This window comes from Bradyrhizobium sp. S3.2.6 (assembly GCF_040546885.1).
GTDB classification, from domain to species: domain Bacteria; phylum Pseudomonadota; class Alphaproteobacteria; order Rhizobiales; family Xanthobacteraceae; genus Bradyrhizobium; species Bradyrhizobium cytisi.
Genome location: NZ_JBEPOS010000002.1, coordinates 111,876 through 133,302 on the forward strand (window position 1 = coordinate 111,876; position 21,427 = coordinate 133,302).

Consider the following 21,427-nt stretch of genomic DNA (forward strand, 5'->3'; position numbering starts at 1 on the left):
GATGATTGAGATGCCACCACTCAAGTTCGTGCATACGAACGGAATCCGCATGGGTTATTACGAGGCGGGCCCGGTCACCGATAAGCCCCCGATGGTGCTATGCCACGGCTGGCCAGAGCTCGCCTTCTCCTGGCGCCATCAGATCAAGGCGCTGAGCGAGGCCGGCATCCGCGTGATCGCGCCGGACCAGCGCGGCTATGGCGCGACCGACCGGCCCGAGCCGGTCGAGGACTACGACATCGAGCACCTGACCGGTGACCTCGTCGGGCTGCTCGACCACCTCAATATCGACAAGGCAATCTTTGTCGGCCACGACTGGGGCGGCTTCGTCGTCTGGCAGATGCCGTTGCGGCACATCGACCGGGTTGCTGGGGTGGTCGGCGTCAACACGCCTCATACCAATCGTGCCTGGGCCGATCCGATCGAGCTGCTGCGCGCCCGCTTCGGCGACAAGATGTACATCGTGCAGTTCCAGGATCCAGCGCGTGAACCCGACAGAATCTTTGGTAGCCGCGTCGAGCAGACATTCGATGCGTTCATGCGCAAGCCGGCGCCGCGTCCGCCCGACGCACCGGCAGAGGAGGTGGTTGCCGGCGTCGGCGCTTCGCCGCGGGTCAATCTGGCGTTTCCGCAGATGATTGCCGGCTATGACGCCAGGCATGATCCGCGCACACCGATCCTGTCGCCGGAAGAGAAGCAAATGTTCGTCGACAACTTTACCAGGACCGGCTTTACCGGCGGCATCAATTGGTACCGCAACATGTCGCGCAACTGGATACGCTCCGAAGCGCTGGATCACACGGTGCGCGTGCCGTCTCTAATGATCATGGCCGAGAACGACGCGGTGTTGCCGCCGTCTTCCGCTGATGGCATGGACAAGCTGATTCCCGATCTGGAAAAATATCTGGTCCGCGACAGCGGCCATTGGACACAGCAGGAGAAGCCGGAAGAGGTCAGCGCCAAGCTGATCGAATGGCGTCGAAGGCGGTTTGGCTAGCTCGTCATTGCGAGCGGGGGAAGCGTAGCGATGTCATCGAAGAACCGTCTGGATCCGATTCCGCAGCCGCCGCCCAAGCCGGTGGTTGGCAACATGCTGTCGCTGGATTCGGCCGCACCCGTGCAGCACCTGACGCGGCTTGCCAAGGAGCTCGGCCCGATCTTCTGGCTCGACATGATGGGGTCGCCGATCGTCGTCGTCTCCGGACACGATCTCGTCGACGAGCTCTCCGATGAAAAACGATTCGACAAGACGGTGCGCGGTGCGCTGCGGCGCGTGCGCGCGGTCGGCGGCGACGGCCTGTTCACCGCCGATACCAAGGAGCCGAACTGGAGCAAGGCGCACAACATCCTGCTCCAACCCTTCGGCAACCGCGCCATGCAGTCCTACCACCCGAGCATGGTCGATATCGCCGAGCAACTCGTCCACAAATGGGAGCGTCTGAACGCCGACGACGAGATCGACGTCGTCCACGACATGACGGCGCTGACGCTCGACACGATCGGCCTGTGCGGTTTCGAGTACCGTTTCAACTCGTTCTACCGGCGCGACTACCATCCCTTCGTCGAATCGCTGGTGCGCTCACTTGAAACCATCATGATGACGCGCGGCCTGCCGTTCGAGCAGCTCTGGATGCAGAAGCGGCGGAAGACGTTGGGCGAAGACGTTGCCTTCATGAACAAGATGGTCGACGAGATCATCGCGGAGCGCCGCAAGAGCGCCGGAGGAATTGACGACAAGAAGGATATGCTGGCCGCGATGATGACCGGCGTCGATCGCTCGACCGGCGAGCAGCTCGACGACGTCAACATCCGCTACCAGATCAACACATTTCTGATCGCGGGGCACGAGACCACCAGCGGCCTGCTGTCCTACACGCTTTATGCGTTGCTCAAGCATCCGGACATTCTCAAGAAGGCCTATGACGAGGTCGACCGCGTCTTCGGCCCGGACGTCAATGCCAAGCCGACCTATCAGCAGGTGACGCAGCTCACCTACATCACGCAGATCCTGAAAGAAGCGCTGCGGCTGTGGCCGCCGGCGCCGGCCTATGGCATCTCGCCTCTGAACGACGAGACCATCGGCGGCGGCAAGTACAAGCTCAGGAAAGGCACATTCACCACGATCCTGGTGACGGCGCTGCATCGCGACCCCAGCGTCTGGGGGCCCAACCCTGATGCCTTCGATCCCGAGAATTTCAGCAAGGAAGCCGACGCCAAGCGGCCGGTCAATGCCTGGAAGCCGTTCGGCAACGGCCAGCGCGCCTGCATCGGCCGTGGCTTCGCCATGCACGAGGCTGCGCTCGCGCTCGGCATGATCCTCCAGCGCTTCAGATTGATCGACCATCAGCGTTATCAGATGCACTTGAAGGAAACGCTGACGATGAAGCCGGAAGGCTTCAAGATCAAGGTCCGGCCGCGTGCGGATCGTGAGCGCGGTGCTTATGGCGGCCCGGTCGCAGCGGCGGCTTCTGCGCCGAGGGCACCACGTCAGCCGACCACCCGGCTCGGCCACAACACGCCGATGCTGGTTCTTTACGGCTCCAACCTCGGCACGGCCGAGGAGCTTGCGACGCGCATGGCCGATCTCGCCGAGATCAACGGCTTTGCCGTGCGCCTCGGGCCGCTCGACGACTACGTCGGCAAGCTGCCGCAAGCCGGCGGCGTGCTGATTATCTGCGCCTCCTATAACGGGGCGCCGCCTGACAATGCGACGCAGTTCGTCAAATGGCTCGGCGACGACTTGCCAAGAGACGCCTTCGCCAACGTGCGGTACGCCGTGTTCGGCTGTGGCAACAGCGACTGGGCCGCAACCTATCAATCGGTGCCACGGTTCATCGACGAGCAATTGTCGAAGCATGGTGCCCGCGCGGTCTATCCGCGCGGCGAGGGCGACGCGCGCAGCGATCTCGACGGTCAGTTCCAGAAGTGGTTCCCGGCCGCCGCCCAGGTTGCGACCAAGGAATTCGGCATCGACTGGAATTTCACCCGCACCGCGGAGGACGATCCGCTCTACGCGATCGAGCCGGTCGCGGTGACCGCCGTCAACACCATCGTGGCCCAGGGCGGCGCGGTGGCGATGAAGGTGCTGGTCAATGACGAGCTCCAGAACAAGTCCGGCGCCAATCCGTCCGAGCGCTCGACGCGCCATATCGAGGTGCAGCTTCCGTCTAATGTCACCTACCGGGTCGGCGACCATTTGAGCGTGGTTCCACGCAACGATCCGACGTTGGTTGATTCGGTGGCCCGCCGGTTCGGTTTCCTGCCGGCCGACCAGATCAGGCTTCAGGTCGCCGAGGGCCGTCGCGCGCAGTTGCCTGTTGGCGATGCCGTGTCGGTCGGCCGTCTGCTCAGTGAGTTCGTCGAGTTGCAGCAGGTGGCGACGCGCAAGCAGATCCAGATCATGGCTGAGCACACCCGTTGCCCCGTCACCAAGCCGAAATTGCTCGCCTTCGCCGGCGAGGAGGCCGAACCGCTCGAGCGTTATCGCAGCGAGATTTTGGCCAGGCGCAAATCCGTGTTCGACCTGCTGCTCGAATATCCCGCCTGCGAATTGCCGTTCCATGTCTATCTGGAAATGCTCTCGCTGCTGGCGCCGCGCTATTACTCGATCTCGTCCTCGCCGTCGGTCGATCCGACGCGCTGTAGCGTCACGGTCGGCGTGGTCGAAGGGCTGGCCGCCTCTGGGCGCGGCACCTACAAGGGGATTTGCTCGAACTATCTCGCCAACCGCCGCACAGGCGATACGGTCTACGCGACGGTGCGAGAGACCAAGGCCGGCTTCCGGCTCCCGGATGATCCATCCGTGCCGATCATCATGATCGGTCCGGGTACGGGATTGGCTCCGTTCCGCGGCTTCCTCCAGGAGCGCGCCGCGCGTAAAGCCAAGGGGGCCGTCCTCGGCTCAGCGATGCTGTTGTTCGGCTGCCGCCATCCCGACCAGGATTTTCTCTATGCGGATGAATTGAAGACGCTGTCGGCCGGCGGCATCACCGAACTGTTCACCGCGTTCTCGCGCGCGGACGGACCGAAGACCTATGTCCAGCACATGCTTGCCGCGCAGAAGGACAAGGTCTGGCCGCTGATCGAGCAGGGCGCGATCATCTATGTTTGTGGCGACGGCGGCAAGATGGAGCCCGACGTGAAGGCGGCGCTGGTCGCGATCCATCGCGAGAAGAGCGGCAGCGATACGGCCGCCGGTGCGCGCTGGATCGAGGAGATGGGTGCGAAGAGCCGCTATGTGCTGGACGTCTGGGCGGGAGGGTGATTGTTCGTCCGATCGTGCTAAAGCTCTCGCATGATTCCCTGGGAAAAGATCGATACCGCCAAAATCCCCGGCTCCGACGAGGAGCTTCGCCTGATGCGGCGCGGCAAAGAGTTCTCCATTAAGCTCGGCATCAACGAGCTGATGAACAACCGCCTGTCGGGCTCCGAGGTCGCGCTCGCGACGCTCGCGGCGAAGAGAATCGAGACCGTCGCAAAGCCCGTCGTCCTCATCGGTGGCCTCGGCATGGGCTTTACGTTGCGCGCGGCGCTCACCGTGCTCGGAGCTAAGGCGAAGATCGTGGTCTCCGAGCTGGTGCCTGCGGTCGTCGCCTGGGCGCGAGGCCCAATGTCAGAGGTCTTCGGCGACAGTCTCGATGATGCCAGGGTGAACATCCGGGAGACCGATGTTGGCGAAATCATCCGGGCGAAGAGCTCGGCTTTCGACGCCATTCTCCTCGATGTCGACAACGGGCCGGAAGGGCTGACGAGAAAGGGCAATGACGCGCTCTACAGCGCAAGCGGGCTGAAGGCGGCGAAGGCGGCATTGCGGCCGGGCGGCGTGCTCGGTGTCTGGTCGTCGGGACCCAATCCTGCATTCACCAAGCGTCTCGGCAGCGCCGGTTTCGACGTCAATGAGGTCAGTGTGCGCGCCACCGGCAGGGGTGGCGGCGCGCGCCACGTGATCTGGATCGCGAAGAAGAGCTAGAACATCGTGTTGTTGTTCGCCGGATTCTCCGGGATCGGCTGCACCACGTCCCAATGCTCGACGATCTTGCCGTTATCGAGCTTGAAGATGTCGACGATCGCGTTGCCTTTGGTGCCGGGTTCGCGAACCGCGTGAACGTGGAGAATGACGTAATCACCATCAACGAAAGAACGCTTGATCTCGCTGTGCGAGTTCGGGAACTTCTCACGCAGGAAGCCGATGAACTTTCGGAAGCCCTCCGGACCATCGGCAGCGTTCGGATTGTGTTGGGTGTATCGGTCGCCGACATAGGTGAGGGCCGCGTCGACATCCTTCTGATTGAGACCTTTCTCGTAGAAGGCCAGCACCGCTTTGCGATTGGCTTCTTCTTGTGCGCTGCCAGCCATCGCGGCGCCGTTGGCGAGGGACAGCACGAGAATTGAAGCGGCGAGCATTGCGACCGGCCGGACGATGAGATGCATGTGAGCTCCGAGAGGCCGCAGCCCCTGTCTTGCGATTGAGGAAGGCCTCTATAGCTTTCGCGCCGGCACTCGTTAAGAGAGTAACCGGCAGCTCACATGGTCACCGCCAGGAGACCGAGGGCGTCGGTCTACGCCGCCTGCACGGCTGCGCCATGGGCGTGCATGTCGATGGCGCCGATGATCTCAGGCCAGAACCTCATCGGGAGCGCGTGGCCCATGCCTTCGATCATCAGCAGCTTTGCGCCCGGAATTGACTCTGCCGTGTCCTTGCCGCCTTCGGGACGCACCAGCGGATCGACCGTGCCGTGAATCACGAGCGTCGGCGTCTTGACGCCATGCAGCCGCTGCTTGCGGCTGCCGGAGGCGAGCACGGCGCGGAGCTGCCGGCCGACGCCGGCCGGATTGAGCCCGCGGGCGAAGACGCGTTCGGCGCGGCCGGGATCGAGCGCTTCTTCTTCCGGAAAGGAACCGGCGCGCAAGACCTTCCAGGTCTGGCCGTAGCGGGTGATGAACTCCTCCTTACTGCGCGGCGGCGGAGCCATCAGCATGGCAGCGGCCTCCCGCGTCGGCGGCGGAACGCGCGGATTGCCTGTCGTCGACATGATCGAGGTCAGTGAGCGCACGCGCTGCGGAAACGACAGCGTCACCTCCTGCGCGATCATGCCGCCCATGGACGCCCCGACCAGATGCGTCGACTTGATGCCGAGCGTGTCCATCAGGCCGACCGTGTCTTTGGCCATGTCGATCAGCTTGTAGGTTGCGGCCACGGGAATCCTGAGGAAGCGAAGCTTGAGCAGCTCGAGCGGCGTTAGCCGCTTGCCGCCGGCGAGATGGCTCGACTTGCCGATGTCGCGGTTGTCGAAGCGGATCACACGAAAGCCGCGCGCGGCGAGCTGCTCGCAGAACACATCGTCCCAATGGATCATCTGCGCCCCGAGCCCCATGATCAGCAGCAGCGGCTCGGCATTGTCGTTGCCGAAGATCTCGTAGCAGATGTCGATGCCGTTGGCGCGGAGGGTCTGGGGCGGCTGATGGGCGTTCACAGGCGTGTTCCCTTGGCTTTTGATCAATGCTGTATCGCACGGTTTCCCGCGGCAAAGAAGCCGTGTGCGCGGCACCCGCCGCTTGCCGGTTGACCGGCCCCGCGCAACGGTGTGGTATGGCGGGAAAAGAAGGGCACAAGCGCTCCAAATTGGGAGGACGCCGATGACCGACAAGATCACCGATCCAGTCGCCTTGTGGCAGAAGATGGTCGGCGACATGGAGAAGGGGTTCAACTCCTTCGCCACCAGGGCGATGGAGACGCCTGAATTCTCGCAAGCCATGAATCGCGCCGGCGGCGCTGCTGCGGGTGCTCAGAAGCAGTTCGGCGATCTCATGGAGAAGTACCTGCTCTCCATGAACCTGCCGAGCCGCGAGCAGATGACCGGCATCGCCGAACGGCTGCAAGCCATCGAAGGCCAGATTGGCGAGATCAAGTCGATGCTGAGCCAGATGTCGGCCAACTCGGGCGACGCGCAGATCGGCGTCGCGCCGCGGCCGCCACGCACCAAACGCCCGCCCTCCGAAGGCGGAGAGCAAAGATGAACGCGCCGACGGGACTTGATTTCGCTGCGATCCCGGAGCGCATCCAGTCCGAAGTGCAGCGCGCGATCCAGCGCAGCATCAAGGGCGTCGAATATTTCTCGAGCTCCGGTCCCACGCTCGGATCGACTCCGAAGGACGTGCTGCACTCGCGCGGTACGATGAGCCTCTACCACTACCGGCCGATGTCGGACGAGATCTACCGCGTGCCGGTGCTGGTCGTCATGGCGACGACCAATCGCGGCTACATCCTCGATCTCGTGCCGGGCCAGAGTTTTATCGAGTTCCTGCTCAAGCGCGGCTACGACGTCTACATGCTCGACTGGAGCGCGCCGCGGCCGGAGGAAAAGAGCCTGAGGATGGAGGACTATGTCCTCGATTTCATCCCGGATTGCGTCCGTCGCGTGCAGGCCGATTCCGGCGAGCAGGATGTCTCCGTCATCGGCTATTGCTTCGGCGGGGTCTTGTCGCTGCTCTATGGCTCGATCTTCCCGGACGGGCCGATGAAGAATCTGATCTGCTTCACCACGCCGATCGACTTCCGCGAGATGAAGCTGTTCTCCAATTTCTCCGACCGACGTTATTTCGACGTCGACCGCCTGGTCGACAGCGTCGGCAATGTGCCGCCGGAGATGATCCTGTCCTCGTTCGAGATGCTGCGCCCAGCTTCGCGCACGGTCAGCCAGATCCAGCTCTGGGAAAACATCTGGAACGACGAGTTCGTGAAGTCGTACCGGATGTTCGATCGCTGGGCGACCGACACGCTGCCGCTGGCGGGCGAATATTTCCGCACCATCACCAAGGACCTGATGTGGGACAACAAGCTCTACAACGACACCATGTCGGTCGGCGGGCGGCCAGCGAAGCTCGAGAATATCAAGGTGCCATTCCTGCACGCGGTCGCCGAGCACGATCACATCGTGCCGTATGAGGCCGCAAAACATCTGATCGCCAAGATCGGATCCGACGACAAGGAAGAGGTGATGTTGAAGGGCGGTCACGTCTCTCTCGTCGCCGGCGCCAATGCGGTCAAGCGGCTGTGGCCGAAACTGGATTCCTGGCTGGGAAAGAGATCGACATGAGTGAGCAGCGTGCCTATCCGCGTCATGTCAAGACCGACGCGGGCGATATCGATATCCGCCTGATGTCGCCTGCGGACGAAGGCGCTGTGCTCGCTTTCGGCAAGGGCTTGCCGACGCATGACCTGCTGTTCCTGCCGCGCAACATCAGCGAACCGAAGGTGCTGTCCGCCTGGGTCAAGGAGATCGAGCGTGGCGCGATTCAGAGCCTTCTCGCGGTGAAAGACGGCAAGGTCGTAGGTTGCGGCACGCTGGTGCGCGACCCGCACTCCTGGTCGCCCCATGTCGGCGAGATCCGCATGGTGGTTTCGCCCGAGGTCCGCGGGAAGGGGGTGGGGAAGGCGCTGTCGCAGGAGACCTTTGCGCTCGCGCTAGGGGCCGGGCTGGAAAAGCTCTCGGTCCAGATGACGGTCGACCAGCAGGCGGCGATCGCGCTGTTCGAGAGCCTCGGCTTCAAGGCCGAGGCGCTGCTCCGCGACCATGTCCGGGATGTCGGCGGCGAGACCCACGACATCGTCGTGCTTGGCCACAACATTGCGCAGGTCCAGGCCCAGATGGAGGCCTACGGGCTGCCAGGCGCCGTCCAGCACTAGGAGCGCCGTCCAGCACCGAGACGCCATTGGGGGCAACCCAAAAGCTGGAAATCAACCCCATACACAGTAGGCGGCGGGCCAGGAAGGCAGCAGATTGCCTGCTCTTTCGGCGGTTCACGGTTTCGTGATATCGCAGTGCAATATGAATGTTGCATCGCACCATTAACTCTGCCATATAAGCCGTGCCCCGGGCCACAACCGGACGGGGTGAGCCCATAGCTCAACTCAATGAGGATGGAGAGACCCCAATGACGACTGAGACCAACACTGCTTTCGAAGGCTTCAAGGACGCGTTCAAGAACATCCAGAACCTGGAAGTTCCCGAGGCCGCCCGCGAGTTCGTCAAGAAGACTGCCAACACCGCCAAGGACCGTGCTGCCGAAGTGTTCGCTGGCTCCGAGCGCGTGACCGCCGCCGTCGAGAACGCGGTGACCGAGTCCGTCACTGAGGCCGGCAAGATCAGCCGCAACATCCAGCAGGCGATCTATGAGGACGCCGAGGCGTTCTTCTCGGGCATCGACAAGCTCGCGTCCGCCAAGTCGTTCAGCGAAGCCGTCGAGATCCAGTCGAGCCTGCTCCGCGCTCGCGGCGAAGCCTTCGTCTCGCGCGCCAAGGCGACCACCGACTATCTCGGCAAGCTCGCCGCCAACGGTGCGAAGTCCGCTCAGGACAACTTTGCCAAGGTCTACACCAAGACCGCCTGATTGGCGCCTGAGACGAGAAACTGAATTTGAGGCCCGCTTCGGCGGGCCTTTGTTTTTTGCGCTGCCGTCATTGCGAGCGAAGCAATCCGGAGTCTTTCCGCGGAGGCAGACTGGATTGCTTCGCTTCGCTCGCAATGACGGGTAGGGTGATGCAGTGATGACTTCACCCGCCACCTTTTCCTTCGACACTCCGGGCGATGCCGAACGCGCGGCCGAGCTGCGCCGCGTCAAGGCGCTGGCGACCCTGGTGCTGGCCTCGACGCTTCTGCTGTTCGTTGTCGCGAAATGGCTGCTGCCCGTGCATCCCGTGTTCGGCTTCATCGCGGCCTTCGCGGAAGCTGCGACCATCGGCGGGCTCGCCGATTGGTACGCTGTGGTCGCGCTGTTCAAGCGGCCGCTCGGCCTGCCGATCCCGCACACCGCGATCATCCAGAGCAACCAGGCCCGCATCGCCGACAAGCTCGGCGAATTCATCCAGGTGCATTTCCTCGAGGCAGGTCCCGTCGAGGCCAAGCTGCAGGAGATCGATTTCGGCTCCTTCGTCGCTGACTGGCTGCGCGACCGCAAGCGCAGCAATGACCTTGCGCGCTTCGCGCTGCGTCTGCTGCCGGAGGCGGTCTCAACAACCGAAAGCTCGGGCCTGATGACCTTCATCATCCGCCGCATGTCCTCCCAGCTCCAGGCGATTGACCTTGCGCCGCTTGCCGCCGGCACGCTGCGCGGCTTCGTGTCCGAAGGACGCCACCAGATTCTGTTCGACGATCTCCTGCGCATCATGCACGAGACGCTGAACCAGACGGAAACGATGGCGATGATTCGCGAGAAGGTGCGCGCGGAATTGCCGACACTGCTCAGGCTCTATCGCGCCGACAAGTTTCTGGTGAACAAGATCGTGGCGTCCGCCACCGCCTTCTTCAATGAGGTGCGCAGCGATCCCAAGCATCCGTTCCGCGGCGAGTTCGACCGCATGGTGCTGAGCTTCGTTGACCGGCTCGGCACCGATCATGCCTATATCGATCGCATCGATGGATTGAAGCGCGATCTGTTGGCGCGGCCCGAGCTTGCCGATCTCGCCCGCACCGTCTGGGCTAACACGCGATCCTTCATCGAGCGCAGTGCGTCCGGCGAGACGCAGGTGCTGCAGCATCATCTCGCCGGAATGTTCGTTTCGGCGGGCGATGCGCTCGCCGGCGACGCCGAGTTGCGTGGCGAGATCAACAAGGGGCTGGTGACGGTGCTGCGCAGCTTCGTCGCTGACCAGAAGAGCGGCGTCTCGACCTTCATCTCAGATCAGGTGAAATCATGGAATATGGCGCAGCTGATTTCGCTGATCGAGATCAACATCGGCCGCGACCTGCAATACATCCGCTTCAACGGCTCGCTGATCGGCGGGCTCGCCGGTCTCGTCCTCTACTCCGTAGAATTCCTGCTCCGATGGTTGTGACTTTTGCGTCACGGCCCTTAGCATTAACGCCTGGGCCTATTGTGGCGCAGTGCTGCACCGGCTTGAATGTCGGGAACCGGCCGCCTAGCTGATTCATGTTGCGCTGCGGAACGTTCAAGAAGCCGGCGTATTGGAATTCATGCCCATTGCCGGCATTGCGCCCGGCAAGCTTTCCAGGAATTCTTGCCCAGGGGATCCATTGATGACCGCTACTGCCCAGACGCTGCGTCCGCCATCCCGTACCCTGATGTTTCTGGAAGGGCGCGCGATCCACGAGTTCGGCGCATTCCTCGGGGCGCTGCCGCTGCTGAGCCTCGCGCCGCACGGGGATGGGCATCCGGTGCTGGTGTTGCCGGGCCTCGTGGCCTCCGACGCATCAACGCGGGCGCTGCGCACCTTTCTGACCAGCAAGGGCTACGCGGTGAGCGGTTGGCGCCAGGGCCGCAATTACGGCCTGCGCGAGGGCGTGCAGCACGCGATGGTCGATCTGGTCGAGGAGCTCAGCGACAAGCACGTCCGAAAGATCAGCCTGGTCGGCTGGAGCCTCGGCGGCCTCTATGCGCGCCAGCTCGCCAAGATGATGCCCGAGCGCGTGCGCCAGGTGATCACGCTCGGCAGCCCCTTTGCCGGCGATCACCGTTCGACCAATGCCTGGCGTGTCTACGAATGGGCGAGCGGCCGCAAGGCCGATGATGTCGATCCAGAGTTCGGTGGCGAGCTCGCCGTCCCGCCGCCGGTGCCGACCACCGCGATCTTCAGCCGTACCGACGGCGTCTGCGCCTGGCAAGGCTGCATGGAGAAGTCGGGCGCGCAGACCGAGAGCATCGAGGTCGAAAGCAGCCATTGCGGCATGGGTCACCATCCAGCCGTTGTCTATGCGGTCGCCGACCGTCTCGCGCAGAAGGAAGGCCAGTGGCAGCCTTTTGATCGCAGCGGCTGGCGCAGCCTGGTTTATCCCGATCCGCACAGGTAGTTTCTTCGCCTCTCCCGGTAAGAACGGGAAGAGCGAGCAGCAAGATCGTCGCGTCTCTCCATTGTCGCGCCCGCACCAAACGCGCTATGCCTCGCGCATGGCGCATCCGCTCTCTCGCATCATCGACCAGCTCAAGCGCGAGCCGTCGCGCACCGGCTCCATCGTCATCACCATGTTCGGCGATGCCATCGTGCCGCGCGGCGGTTCGGTGTGGCTCGGCACGCTGCTGGCGTTCTTCGAGACCTTGGACATCGATGCCGGCGTTGTGCGCACCGCGATGTCGCGGCTCGCTGCCGATGGCTGGCTGACGCGCGAAAAGGTCGGCCGCAACAGCTTTTATCGTCTTGCCGACAAGGGCCGGGAAACGTTCGAGGCCGCGACGCGCCACATCTACGATCCGCCACCGTCGGGCTGGACCGGCCGCTTCGAGCTGCTGCTGATCGGCAATGGTGAGGACCGCGACGCCTCGCGCGAAGCCTTGCGCAATGCCGGCTTCGGTAGCCCGCTGCCGGGCGTCTGGGTCGCTCCGTCGGGTGTTCCGGTGCCGGAGGAAGCTGCCGGTGCCATCCGGCTGGAAGTTTCGGCTGAGGATGACAGCGGGCGTCGCCTGCTCGGCGCGAGCTGGCCGCTGGAGCGCACCGCCGACGCCTATCTGAAATTCATGAAGACGTTCGAGCCGCTGCGCGCCGCGCTTGCGCGCGGCGCGGACCTCTCCGAGGCCGATGCCTTCACCGCGCGCATCCTGCTGATCCACTACTACCGCCGCGTCGTGCTGCGCGATCCGCTGCTGCCTGAGAGCCTGCTGCCGGCGGATTGGCCGGGCAGGACTGCCCGCGAACTTTGCGCCGAGATCTATCGCGCGCTGCTGGCGCCGTCCGAGCAATGGCTTGATAGGCATGGAACCAACGAGAAGGGGGCGCTGCCGCCGGCGAGAAAGCTGCTGGAACGGAGGTTCGAGGCTTGACCTATATGTTACAGAAATATCTTGCATGAGATAATTTTTGTTATATATTTCCTCCCAACCAAACGGGAGGATGCGCATGTATACCCAGGCGCTGAACACGGCCGACACCGATGATCGCGGTCTTGAGGACGCGGCCGAGGCCGCGCAGTTCCAGGCCCGCATCGATGCCGAAGAGCGCATCGAGCCGAATGACTGGATGCCGGCGGCCTATCGCAAGACGCTCACCCGCCAGATCTCCCAGCACGCCCATTCCGAAATCGTCGGCATGCTGCCCGAAGGCAACTGGATCACGCGCGCGCCGACGCTGCGGCGCAAGGCGGCGTTACTTGCCAAAGTGCAGGACGAATGCGGCCACGGGCTCTATCTCTACGCCGCCGCCGAGACGCTCGGAACCTCGCGCGAAGAGCTGGTCGACGCGATGCTCTCGGGCAAGGCCAAATATTCCTCGATCTTCAACTATCCGACGCTGTCCTGGGCCGACATCGGCACCATCGGCTGGCTGGTCGATGGCGCCGCGATCATGAACCAGATCCCGCTGTGCCGCTGCTCCTATGGCCCCTATGCGCGCGCGATGATCCGCGTCTGCAAGGAGGAGTCGTTCCATCAGCGCCAGGGTTACGAGATCATGTTGACGCTGTGCCGCGGCTCGGACGAGCAGAAGGCGATGGCGCAGGACGCGCTGAACCGCTGGTGGTGGCCGGTGCTGATGATGTTTGGCCCGCCCGATGCCACCAGCCAGCACAGCGACACGTCGACGAAGTGGAAGATCAAGCGTTTCTCCAATGACGAGCTGCGCCAGAAATTCGTCGATGCCACCGTGCCGCAGGCGCAATATCTCGGCCTCACCATCCCCGATCCCGGCATGACTCAGGATGCGGAAGGTCACTGGCGCTACAGCGAGATCGACTGGACCGAATTCAAGCAGGTGATCGCCGGCAACGGCCCCTGCAACCGTGACCGCATGGCCGCGCGCCGCAAGTCGCACGACGAGGGCGCCTGGGTGCGCGAGGCCGCTGCCGCCTACGCGGCGAAGCGCGCGCAGCGTCAGATCGCGCAAGCTGCGGAATAGGGAGATCAAAAATGACCACGCCGAATACGCCGCTGTGGGAAGTCTTCATTCGCAGCCGCAACGGGCTCGCGCACAAGCATGTCGGCTCGCTGCATGCGAGCGATGCCACGATGGCGCTGCAGGCTGCGCGCGATATCTACACCCGCCGCGGCGAGGGCCTTTCGATCTGGGTGGTGCCGTCGACCGCGATCACCGCAAGCGACCCCGCCGAGAAGGGCATGATGTTCGAGCCGGCTGAATCCAAAATCTACCGGCATCCGACATTCTACGAGGTGCCGGAAGAAGTGGGGCACATGTGATGCCCGCCGCCAACATCCAGGTCTCCGAAACGCCGCTCGTGCTCTACGCGCTGCGCCGGGCCGACGATGCGCTCATCCTCGGACACCGGCTGTCGGAATGGTGCGGGCACGCGCCGATGATGGAAGAGGATATGGCGCTCTCCAACATTGCGCTCGACCTCATCGGCCAGGCGCGCGAGCTCTACACCTATGCCGCCAAGACCGAAGGCAAGGATAACGACGAGGACAAGCTCGCTTATCTGCGCGACGTCAGGCAATACCGCAATCTGCTGCTGGTCGAGCAACCCAATGGTGACTTCGCCCAGACCCTGGTGCGGCAGTTCCTCTATTCGGCCTTCGCCGATCTCTACTGGCGCGCCATGATGACCTCGCGCGACACGACGCTTGCGGCGATTGCAGCGAAGTCGGAGAAGGAGAGCGCCTATCATCTGCGTCACGCCTCGGAATGGATCATCCGGCTCGGCGACGGCACCGACGAGAGCCGTCAACGGACGCAGTCCGCGATCGATCACCTCTGGGCCTTCACGGGCGAGATGTTTGCCGTCGATGACGGCGAGCGCGCGATGATTCATGCCGGTATCGCCGTCGATCCCGGCACCTTGCGCGGCCGCTGGATGACGACGCTGTCGGATGTCGTTGGTGAAGCAACGCTTACTCTGCCGCAGAACGATTGGATGCAGCAGGGTGGCCGTTCGGGTCGGCACGGCGAGCATCTCGGTCATCTCCTGTCCGAGCTGCAATCGATGCAGCGCACGTTTCCGGGGCAGACATGGTGACGGTGCTGGAGCACGGTAGCGAGTTGCGCCGACGCGCCTGGGACGCTGCTGCAAACGTTGTCGACCCGGAAATCCCGGTGCTGACTATCGCCGATCTCGGCGTGCTGCGCGATGTCGTGCTCGACGGCGACTATGTCGAGGTTGCGATCACGCCGACCTATTCGGGTTGCCCGGCCATGAACATGATCGCGCTCGAAATCGAGCTTGCGTTGGAGCGCGCCGGCTTTCGTCAGCCGAAAGTGCGCACCGTGCTGTCGCCGGCCTGGACCACCGACTGGATGAGCGAAGAGGGACGCCGCAAGCTGCACGCCTACGGCATCGCGCCGCCGCAATCCTCACACTCGCGTCGCGCGCTGTTCGGCGAGCAGGCCGTCACATGCCCGCAATGCGGCTCGCAGGAGACGGAGCTGCTGTCCGAATTCGGATCGACCTCCTGCAAAGCGCTTTGGCGCTGCAAGTTCTGCCGCGAACCCTTTGATTATTTCAAGTGTCATTGACCATGTCAGCAGCCGCACCGCGCTTCCATCGCCTCGCCGTCAACAATCTCCGACGCGAGGCGTCCGACGCCGTATCGTTGACCTTCGCGATCCCCGGCGAACTCGCCAGTGACTACGCTTTTACCCCCGGCCAGTATCTCACGCTCCGCACCACACTCGACGGCGAGGAGGTGCGGCGCTCCTATTCCATCTGCTCCGGCCCTGACGACGGCGAGATCCGGATTGCCGTGAAGAAGATCGATGGCGGTGCATTTTCGAGTTGGGTGGCAGATGAGCTGAAGAGTGGCGACGAGCTCGACGTGATGACCCCGACCGGCCGCTTCGGCGTGGTCCCGCCGGCGGATGCTGGGCGCATCCATGTCGGCTTCGCGGCCGGCTCCGGCATCACGCCGATCCTGTCGATCGTGAAGGGCGTGCTGGCGCGCGAGCCCAATAGCCGCTTCTTCCTGTTCTATGGCAACCGCGCGACCGACAACATCATGTTCCTCGAGGCGCTGGAGGAGCTGAAGGATCGCTTCATCGACCGCCTCTCGATCTTTCACGTCATCTCGGGCGAGGAGCAGGACATCCCGATCCTGCATGGCCGGCTCGACGGCGACAAACTGAGGGTGTTGCTGCGCTCATTGGTGCCGGCGGAGAGCGTCGATCATGTCTTCGTCTGCGGTCCCCTCGGCATGAGCGACGAAATCGAGGCGACCTGCCGTGATCTCGGCATTGCCGGTGAGAGCATCCATGTCGAACGCTTCGTCTCCGAATTCGGCGGCAAGCCGCGAGTCAAGAAGGCCGTTGCCGCCGACGCGCCGCCGAAGGCGATCGCATCACTGATCATCGACGGCAAGCGCCGCGACGTGCCGGTCGCTGACGGCGAAGCGATTCTCGATGCTGCGCTGCGCGCGGGCGTCGATCTTCCCTTCGCCTGCAAGGGCGGCATGTGCTCGACCTGCCGGGCGAAGCTGGTGGAGGGCGAGGCGCCGATGGACACCAATTATTCACTGGAGCCGTGGGAGCTGAAGGCGGGTTTTGTTCTCACTTGCCAGGCCAAGCCATCGTCGGAGCGGGTCGTGGTCGACTACGACCACGTTTGACAGTGTTGGCCAACCAGCAGAACATCATGAGCAAGCATTTCGTCGGGAGAAGCGCGTGAACGTCAAAGCCGCCTTGTCGCCTGAGAATGTCGCGCGGGCCTGTGCCGATGCGATGTGGGCGGAGGACGACGCCTCAAAGGGCCTCGGCATGGAGATCGTCGAGGTCGGCCCGGGCTTTGCGACGCTCGCCATGACGGTGCGGCCGGACATGGTCAACGGTCAGCGCATCGCCCATGGCGGATTCATCTTCACGCTCGCCGATTCCGCCTTCGCCTTTGCCTGCAATTCGCACAATGACCGTGTTGTGGCTGCACAAGGCCAGATCACCTTCATCAAGCCGGGCAAGCTCGGCGATCGGCTCGTTGCGAAAGCAAAAGAGGTCACCCGCGGCGGCCGCTCCGGCATCTATGACGTGCGTGTCACCACCGGCGATACCGTCATAGCCGAATTCCGCGGGCATTCGCGTGTCATTCCCGGCACGTGGTTGCCGGCGCAAGAACAGTAAGAAATCAATAAAGAGACCAAATCAATGTGGGGAAACGAAAATGGCTTCGACGAAGCTGAAGGAAGGCGGCCACGTCTATAGGGCCGAGTTGGACGCGCAGGAGCGCGCGTCACGCGACGAGATCATAGCGTTGCAGAAGCAGCGGCTGGCCTGGTCGCTGAAGCACGCCTATGACAACGTCGCGCATTATCGCAAGGCTTTTGATAAGGCTGGCGTGCATCCGTCCGACTTTCGCGAGCTTCCTGATCTCGCAAAGTTTCCGTTCACAGCGAAGACGGATCTCCGCGACAACTATCCCTTCAACATGTTCGCCGTGCCGCGTGAGAAGCTTGTGCGCGTGCATGCGTCCTCCGGCACGACAGGCAAGCCGATCGTCGTCGGCTACACCCGACGCGACATCGAGACCTGGTCGGAGGTGGTGGCGCGCTCGATCCGGGCGGCCGGCGGCCGCACCGGCATGATCATCCACAACGCCTATGGCTATGGTCTTTTCACCGGAGGTCTTGGTGTGCATTACGGTGCCGAAAAGCTCGGCTGCACCGTGGTGCCGATCTCGGGCGGCATGACCGAGCGGCAGGTGCAACTGATCAACGACTTCCGGCCTGACATCATCACGGTGACGCCGAGCTACATGCTGGCGATCCTGGACGAGTTCAAGCGGCAGAAGCTCGACCCGCGCCAATGTTCGCTCAAGGTCGGCATCTTCGGTGCCGAGCCGTGGACCAACGCCATGCGCGGCGAGATTGAGGACGCCTTCGACATGGATGCGACCGACATCTATGGCCTGTCCGAGGTGATTGGCCCCGGCGTCGCGCAGGAATGCATCGAGACCAAGGACGGCCTTCACATCTGGGAGGACCATTTCTATCCCGAGGTGATTGATCCCTTGACCGGCGCGGTGCTGCCGGATGGCGAGAAGGGCGAACTTGTGTTCACCTCGCTGACCAAGGAAGCCTTTCCGGTGATCCGCTATCGCACGCGCGATCTGACGCGGCTGTTGCCAGGCACGGCGCGGCCAGGCATGCGGCGGATGGAAAAGGTGACGGGCCGCTCGGACGACATGATCATCCTGCGCGGTGTCAATCTGTTCCCGACCCAGATCGAGGAGGTGCTGCTCGCCACCGACTGGTGCGGCGGTCACTTTATCCTCGAATTGACCCGCGAAGGCCGGATGGACGAACTGACCATCATCGCCGAGGCGCGCCCCGAAAGCTGGGATGGACAAGGCCTCATCGACCAAGCAGATCGGATCTCGACCCATATCAAGAACACCATCGGCGTCAGCTCCAAAGTGCAGATCGTCGCGCCGGCCACGCTGGAGCGCTCGCTCGGCAAGGCCAAGCGCCTTTACGACAAGCGGCCGAAGGATTGACTTGACCGCCCCCAAAGGCGACAAGGCCCGCGAGAAATCGCGGGTCTTTCCTATGTCGCCAGCCGATACCAGAACCGTCGAGGCGCGTTGCGTCCGCCTCGATGCCAAGGCCGAAAACGCCGCCGCGATTGCACCCAGCGTCGAGCGCCGTATGCTGACGTGCGGCCCGAACGATCTCCTGATCGAGGTGAAGGCCGCCGCCGTCAATCCGTCCGACGTCAAGGCTGCCACCGGGCTGATGCCCTATGCCGTGTTCCCGCGTACGCCCGGCCGAGACTACGCCGGCGTGGTGATCGACGGGCCGGGCGGCACGATCGGCCGCGAGGTGTTCGGCTCCTCGGGTGATCTCGGCATCCGCCGCGACGGTACGCACGCGAGCCATCTGGTGGTCGAAGCTGATGCAGTCGTGGAGAAGCCGAAGAGCGTATCGTGGGAGGAGGCCGCCGGCATCGGCGTGCCCTTCGTCACCGCGATGGAAGGCTTTCGCCGCGCGGGCGTGCCGAAGAGCGGCGAGACGGTTCTGGTGTTCGGCGTTAACGGCAAGGTCGGTCAGGCCGCGGTGCAGATCGCGACCTGGCAGGGTGCGCGCGTCGTCGGCGTGGTGCGCAAGGCGGAAGCCTATGAAGGCCACAGCAATGCGCCGATCGAGGTCATCGACGTTTCCGCCGTCGATGCCGCCACACGCGTGCGCGAATTGACCGGCGGCAACGGCGCCGACATCGTCTTCAACACCGTCGGCGATCCCTATTTCCAGGCCGCGCACAAGTCGCTCGCGCTGCGCGGCCGCCAGATCCTGATCGCCGCGATCGACCGGATCGTGCAGTTCAACATCCTCGAATTCTACCGGGGACAGCACACCTATGTCGGCATCGACACGCTCGGCCTGTCGTCGGCCGCAACGGGCGCCGTGCTGCACGATCTCGGTCCGGGCTTTGGGGGCGGCCACCTGAGGCCGTTCCCAATCAACGCGAATGCGATCTATCCGCTCGAGCGCGCGAAGGAAGCCTACGTTGCGGTCGCCGGCTCCTCGCGTGATCGCGTGATCCTGAAGCCGTAATCATGGACTCGCCCGCCCAACTCGTCATCATCGCCGGCCTCGTCATCGGCCTGGTCTATGGTGCCGTCGGCCTGCTCAGCGGTTTCTGCCTGATGAGCAGCATGCGCGGATGGCTGGCGGCGGGAGACGGGCGGCTGGTGCGCAGCTATGCGTTGGCGATCGCGGTCGCGATTGCCATGAGCCAATTCCTCGCCGGCGAGGGCATGGTCGATCTCGGCAAGTCGATCTACCTGCAGCCGACCTTTTCGGTACCGGTGCTGTTCCTCGGCGGCCTGCTGTTCGGCTACGGCATGGTGCTGTCGAACGGCTGCGGCTCGCGCGCGCTGGTGCTGCTCGGCGGCGGCAATCTCCGCTCCTTCGTCGTCGTGATCGTGCTCGCCATTGCCGCGCAGATGACGCTCAAAGGCTTGATCGCGCCAGCGCGCATTGCGCTGGTTCAGGCTTCCCAGACCACCACCGGCGCCAATTCGCTGCCCACGCTGTTGACGACGCTTGGTCTTGGTGAAGCTCTTTCTCGCGTACTCTGCGCTGCCGCGATCGTCGTAGCGCTGGTCCTGTTTGCCTTTGCCCATCCGGCGTTCCGCCGTTCTCCGGGCCAGATCGCGGCAGGCGTCGTCGTAGGCCTTCTCGTCGCCGCTGGCTGGTACATCACCGGCTATCTCGGCGCCGACGACTTCAATCCCGTCCCGGTGACCTCGCTCACCTTCGTCGCGCCGATCGCCGATAGCCTGCAATACGCGATGCTCTCGACGGGCCTGACACCGAACTTCGGCATCGCGACCGTTGCCGGCGTCTTTGCCGGCAGTCTGGTCACTGCGCTCACCACGGGCCGCTTCCATCTCGAAGGTTATTCCTCGCCGCGCCACATGCTGCGCTCGGCCGGCGGCGCCGCGCTGATGGGGATCGGCGGCGTGATGGCTTTTGGCTGCTCGATCGGGCAGGGGCTCACGGGCATATCGACGCTCGCACTGGGCTCGTTCATTGCGGTTGCCGGCATCCTGCTCGGCACGACGGCGGGACTGCGCGGAAGCTTGCGCGTTCAGCCGCTCGCGGTGGCCTGACGGCGCAGCAGCCGGTCGCCCAGCGTCGCAAGGCCAATGCCGGCCACGATCAGTCCGGCCGCAACGGCCAGACTGATGTCGATTGGCTCACCCAGCAGGACGGCCGCACTGGCGATACCGATGAGCGGCGTCCCGGTGGTGCCGAGCGAGCTCGTCAAGGCGGAGATACTCTTGTTGACCATCGACATCGCCCAATAGGCCAGCGCTGTCCCGATCAGGCCGGAGTACAGGAACAGCAGCACGAGCCTCCACGACCACTCCGCATGCGGCAGGCCGTCCGTGATCAGCGCCGACCCTGTGAGCACGATGGTTGCCACGAGCACCTGCCAGATCAGGAGCTGGAGCGGGGAGCCGATCCAGCGATGCGCGCGGATATAGATGATGTTCGCGGCCCAGGAGATCGCGGCCAGGATCACCATGCCGGCGCCGAGCACGACGTTGGTGTTGGTCCAATCGATCGACGTCGGGTTCAGGATCACGGCTAGCCCGATCAGTCCGAGCAGGGCGCCCGCGAGCTTTGGCGCCGTCAGCGTATCTTCCCCCAGCAAGGGTGCTGCAATCGCAACCCAGAGCGGCGTGGTGTAGCCGAGCACGACAGCCTTGCTCGCGGGCAGGAAGCGCACACCGGCCGCAACCAGGACCGAGAACACCGTCATGTGCAGCAGCGCCACGCTCAAGACCACAGGAATGTCGCGCCGCTCCGGGATCACAAGATTGTTGCTCAATCCCAGGATCACGAACAACCCAGCCAGCGCGATCCAGCTCCGGATCGCCGAGGTCCAGAGGGGCGGAAGGAATTGCACGAGCTGCTTCGTGATCGACCAGTTCACGCCCCAGGCCAGCACGACGATGAGGAACAGCCCGATTGCCGTGCGGGGAGAGAGGGAAGAGTTCATCGCAGAATCCTTGAAGCAGTGCGGTCTGCGAGATAGCAT

Annotated in this window: 22 protein-coding genes; 19 read left to right on the forward strand and 3 right to left on the reverse strand. The window is 63.7% G+C overall.

Annotated elements, in window-relative coordinates; genetic code table 11:
* The first annotated feature begins 1 nt into the window (after position 1).
* From ABID58_RS04855 to ABID58_RS04865, 3 genes are read left to right on the forward strand one after another with little or no spacing between them, the layout of a single operon-like run.
* Complete coding sequence (locus tag ABID58_RS04855; protein WP_187434590.1) at positions 2-997, forward strand: alpha/beta fold hydrolase; 996 nt, start codon at positions 2-4, stop codon at positions 995-997.
* A gap of 30 nt (positions 998-1,027) precedes the next feature.
* Positions 1,028-4,264 (forward strand): bifunctional cytochrome P450/NADPH--P450 reductase, encoded by a 3,237-nt coding sequence (locus ABID58_RS04860; protein ID WP_354031751.1) that lies wholly within the window; start codon positions 1,028-1,030, stop codon positions 4,262-4,264.
* Positions 4,265-4,294: 30 nt separating this feature from the next.
* Positions 4,295-4,969: a spermidine synthase gene (locus tag ABID58_RS04865; protein ID WP_354031752.1), complete on the forward strand. Its 675-nt coding sequence runs from the start codon at positions 4,295-4,297 to the stop codon at positions 4,967-4,969.
* Here the strand turns inward: ABID58_RS04865 and ABID58_RS04870 are convergent.
* Positions 4,966-5,430, reverse strand: coding sequence for a nuclear transport factor 2 family protein (locus tag ABID58_RS04870; protein WP_148748930.1), 465 nt, complete (start codon positions 5,428-5,430; stop codon positions 4,966-4,968). The two genes, ABID58_RS04865 and ABID58_RS04870, sit on opposite strands and share 4 nt — an antisense overlap.
* Positions 5,431-5,558: 128 nt before the next feature.
* On the reverse strand, positions 5,559-6,473 hold the full coding sequence (locus ABID58_RS04875) for an alpha/beta fold hydrolase (protein WP_354031753.1): 915 nt from the start codon (positions 6,471-6,473) through the stop codon (positions 5,559-5,561).
* A gap of 163 nt (positions 6,474-6,636) precedes the next feature.
* Between ABID58_RS04875 and ABID58_RS04880 the strand changes: the two genes are divergently transcribed.
* The 16 genes from ABID58_RS04880 (at position 6,637) to ABID58_RS04955 (ending at position 20,492) form a co-directional block, all read left to right on the forward strand.
* Positions 6,637-7,017, forward strand: coding sequence for a hypothetical protein (locus ABID58_RS04880; RefSeq protein ID WP_354031754.1), 381 nt, complete (start codon positions 6,637-6,639; stop codon positions 7,015-7,017).
* Positions 7,014-8,096 carry a PHA/PHB synthase family protein gene (locus ABID58_RS04885; RefSeq protein WP_354031755.1) on the forward strand — a complete coding sequence of 361 codons (1,083 nt, stop codon included), beginning with the start codon at positions 7,014-7,016 and terminating at the stop codon, positions 8,094-8,096. Before ABID58_RS04880 ends, ABID58_RS04885 begins: the two co-directional genes overlap by 4 nt.
* Positions 8,093-8,686, forward strand: coding sequence for a GNAT family N-acetyltransferase (locus tag ABID58_RS04890; protein WP_354031756.1), 594 nt, complete (start codon positions 8,093-8,095; stop codon positions 8,684-8,686). The genes ABID58_RS04885 and ABID58_RS04890 overlap by 4 nt, the downstream gene beginning before the upstream one ends.
* Positions 8,687-8,934: 248 nt before the next feature.
* Complete coding sequence (locus ABID58_RS04895; RefSeq protein WP_354031757.1) at positions 8,935-9,390, forward strand: phasin; 456 nt, start codon at positions 8,935-8,937, stop codon at positions 9,388-9,390.
* A gap of 157 nt (positions 9,391-9,547) precedes the next feature.
* Positions 9,548-10,834, forward strand: a complete 1,287-nt coding sequence (locus tag ABID58_RS04900) for a DUF445 domain-containing protein (protein WP_354031758.1) — start codon at positions 9,548-9,550, stop codon at positions 10,832-10,834.
* Positions 10,835-11,036: 202 nt separating this feature from the next.
* Positions 11,037-11,807 (forward strand): esterase/lipase family protein, encoded by a 771-nt coding sequence (locus tag ABID58_RS04905; RefSeq protein WP_148748923.1) that lies wholly within the window; start codon positions 11,037-11,039, stop codon positions 11,805-11,807.
* A gap of 97 nt (positions 11,808-11,904) precedes the next feature.
* Entirely contained in the window at positions 11,905-12,771 is an 867-nt protein-coding gene (paaX, locus tag ABID58_RS04910) for a phenylacetic acid degradation operon negative regulatory protein PaaX (RefSeq protein WP_354031759.1), read from the forward strand.
* Positions 12,772-12,847: 76 nt separating this feature from the next.
* Positions 12,848-13,840 (forward strand): 1,2-phenylacetyl-CoA epoxidase subunit PaaA, encoded by a 993-nt coding sequence (gene paaA, locus ABID58_RS04915; RefSeq protein WP_354031760.1) that lies wholly within the window; start codon positions 12,848-12,850, stop codon positions 13,838-13,840.
* Between the two features lie 11 nt (positions 13,841-13,851).
* Positions 13,852-14,139 (forward strand): 1,2-phenylacetyl-CoA epoxidase subunit PaaB, encoded by a 288-nt coding sequence (gene paaB, locus ABID58_RS04920; protein WP_092186062.1) that lies wholly within the window; start codon positions 13,852-13,854, stop codon positions 14,137-14,139.
* Positions 14,139-14,915, forward strand: a complete 777-nt coding sequence (gene paaC / locus ABID58_RS04925; protein WP_354031761.1) for a 1,2-phenylacetyl-CoA epoxidase subunit PaaC — start codon at positions 14,139-14,141, stop codon at positions 14,913-14,915. The genes paaB and paaC overlap by 1 nt, the downstream gene beginning before the upstream one ends.
* On the forward strand, positions 14,909-15,412 hold the full coding sequence (gene paaD, locus ABID58_RS04930; protein ID WP_354031762.1) for a 1,2-phenylacetyl-CoA epoxidase subunit PaaD: 504 nt from the start codon (positions 14,909-14,911) through the stop codon (positions 15,410-15,412). The genes paaC and paaD overlap by 7 nt, the downstream gene beginning before the upstream one ends.
* 2 nt (positions 15,413-15,414) lie before the next feature.
* The gene (paaE, locus tag ABID58_RS04935; RefSeq protein ID WP_354031763.1) at positions 15,415-16,497 is read left to right on the forward strand and encodes a 1,2-phenylacetyl-CoA epoxidase subunit PaaE; all 1,083 of its coding nucleotides are present in this window, start codon (positions 15,415-15,417) and stop codon (positions 16,495-16,497) included.
* A 55-nt stretch (positions 16,498-16,552) separates the two neighbouring features.
* Positions 16,553-17,002: a hydroxyphenylacetyl-CoA thioesterase PaaI gene (paaI, locus tag ABID58_RS04940; RefSeq protein WP_354031764.1), complete on the forward strand. Its 450-nt coding sequence runs from the start codon at positions 16,553-16,555 to the stop codon at positions 17,000-17,002.
* A gap of 40 nt (positions 17,003-17,042) precedes the next feature.
* Positions 17,043-18,374, forward strand: coding sequence for a phenylacetate--CoA ligase PaaK (paaK, locus tag ABID58_RS04945; protein ID WP_354031765.1), 1,332 nt, complete (start codon positions 17,043-17,045; stop codon positions 18,372-18,374).
* 52 nt (positions 18,375-18,426) lie between these two features.
* Positions 18,427-19,431, forward strand: coding sequence for a quinone oxidoreductase family protein (locus tag ABID58_RS04950; protein ID WP_354032170.1), 1,005 nt, complete (start codon positions 18,427-18,429; stop codon positions 19,429-19,431).
* A gap of 2 nt (positions 19,432-19,433) precedes the next feature.
* Complete coding sequence (locus tag ABID58_RS04955; RefSeq protein ID WP_354031766.1) at positions 19,434-20,492, forward strand: YeeE/YedE family protein; 1,059 nt, start codon at positions 19,434-19,436, stop codon at positions 20,490-20,492.
* Here the strand turns inward: ABID58_RS04955 and ABID58_RS04960 are convergent.
* Positions 20,471-21,388 carry a DMT family transporter gene (locus tag ABID58_RS04960; RefSeq protein WP_354031767.1) on the reverse strand — a complete coding sequence of 306 codons (918 nt, stop codon included), beginning with the start codon at positions 21,386-21,388 and terminating at the stop codon, positions 20,471-20,473. The genes ABID58_RS04955 and ABID58_RS04960 overlap by 22 nt on opposite strands.
* Positions 21,389-21,427 lie beyond the last annotated feature (39 nt).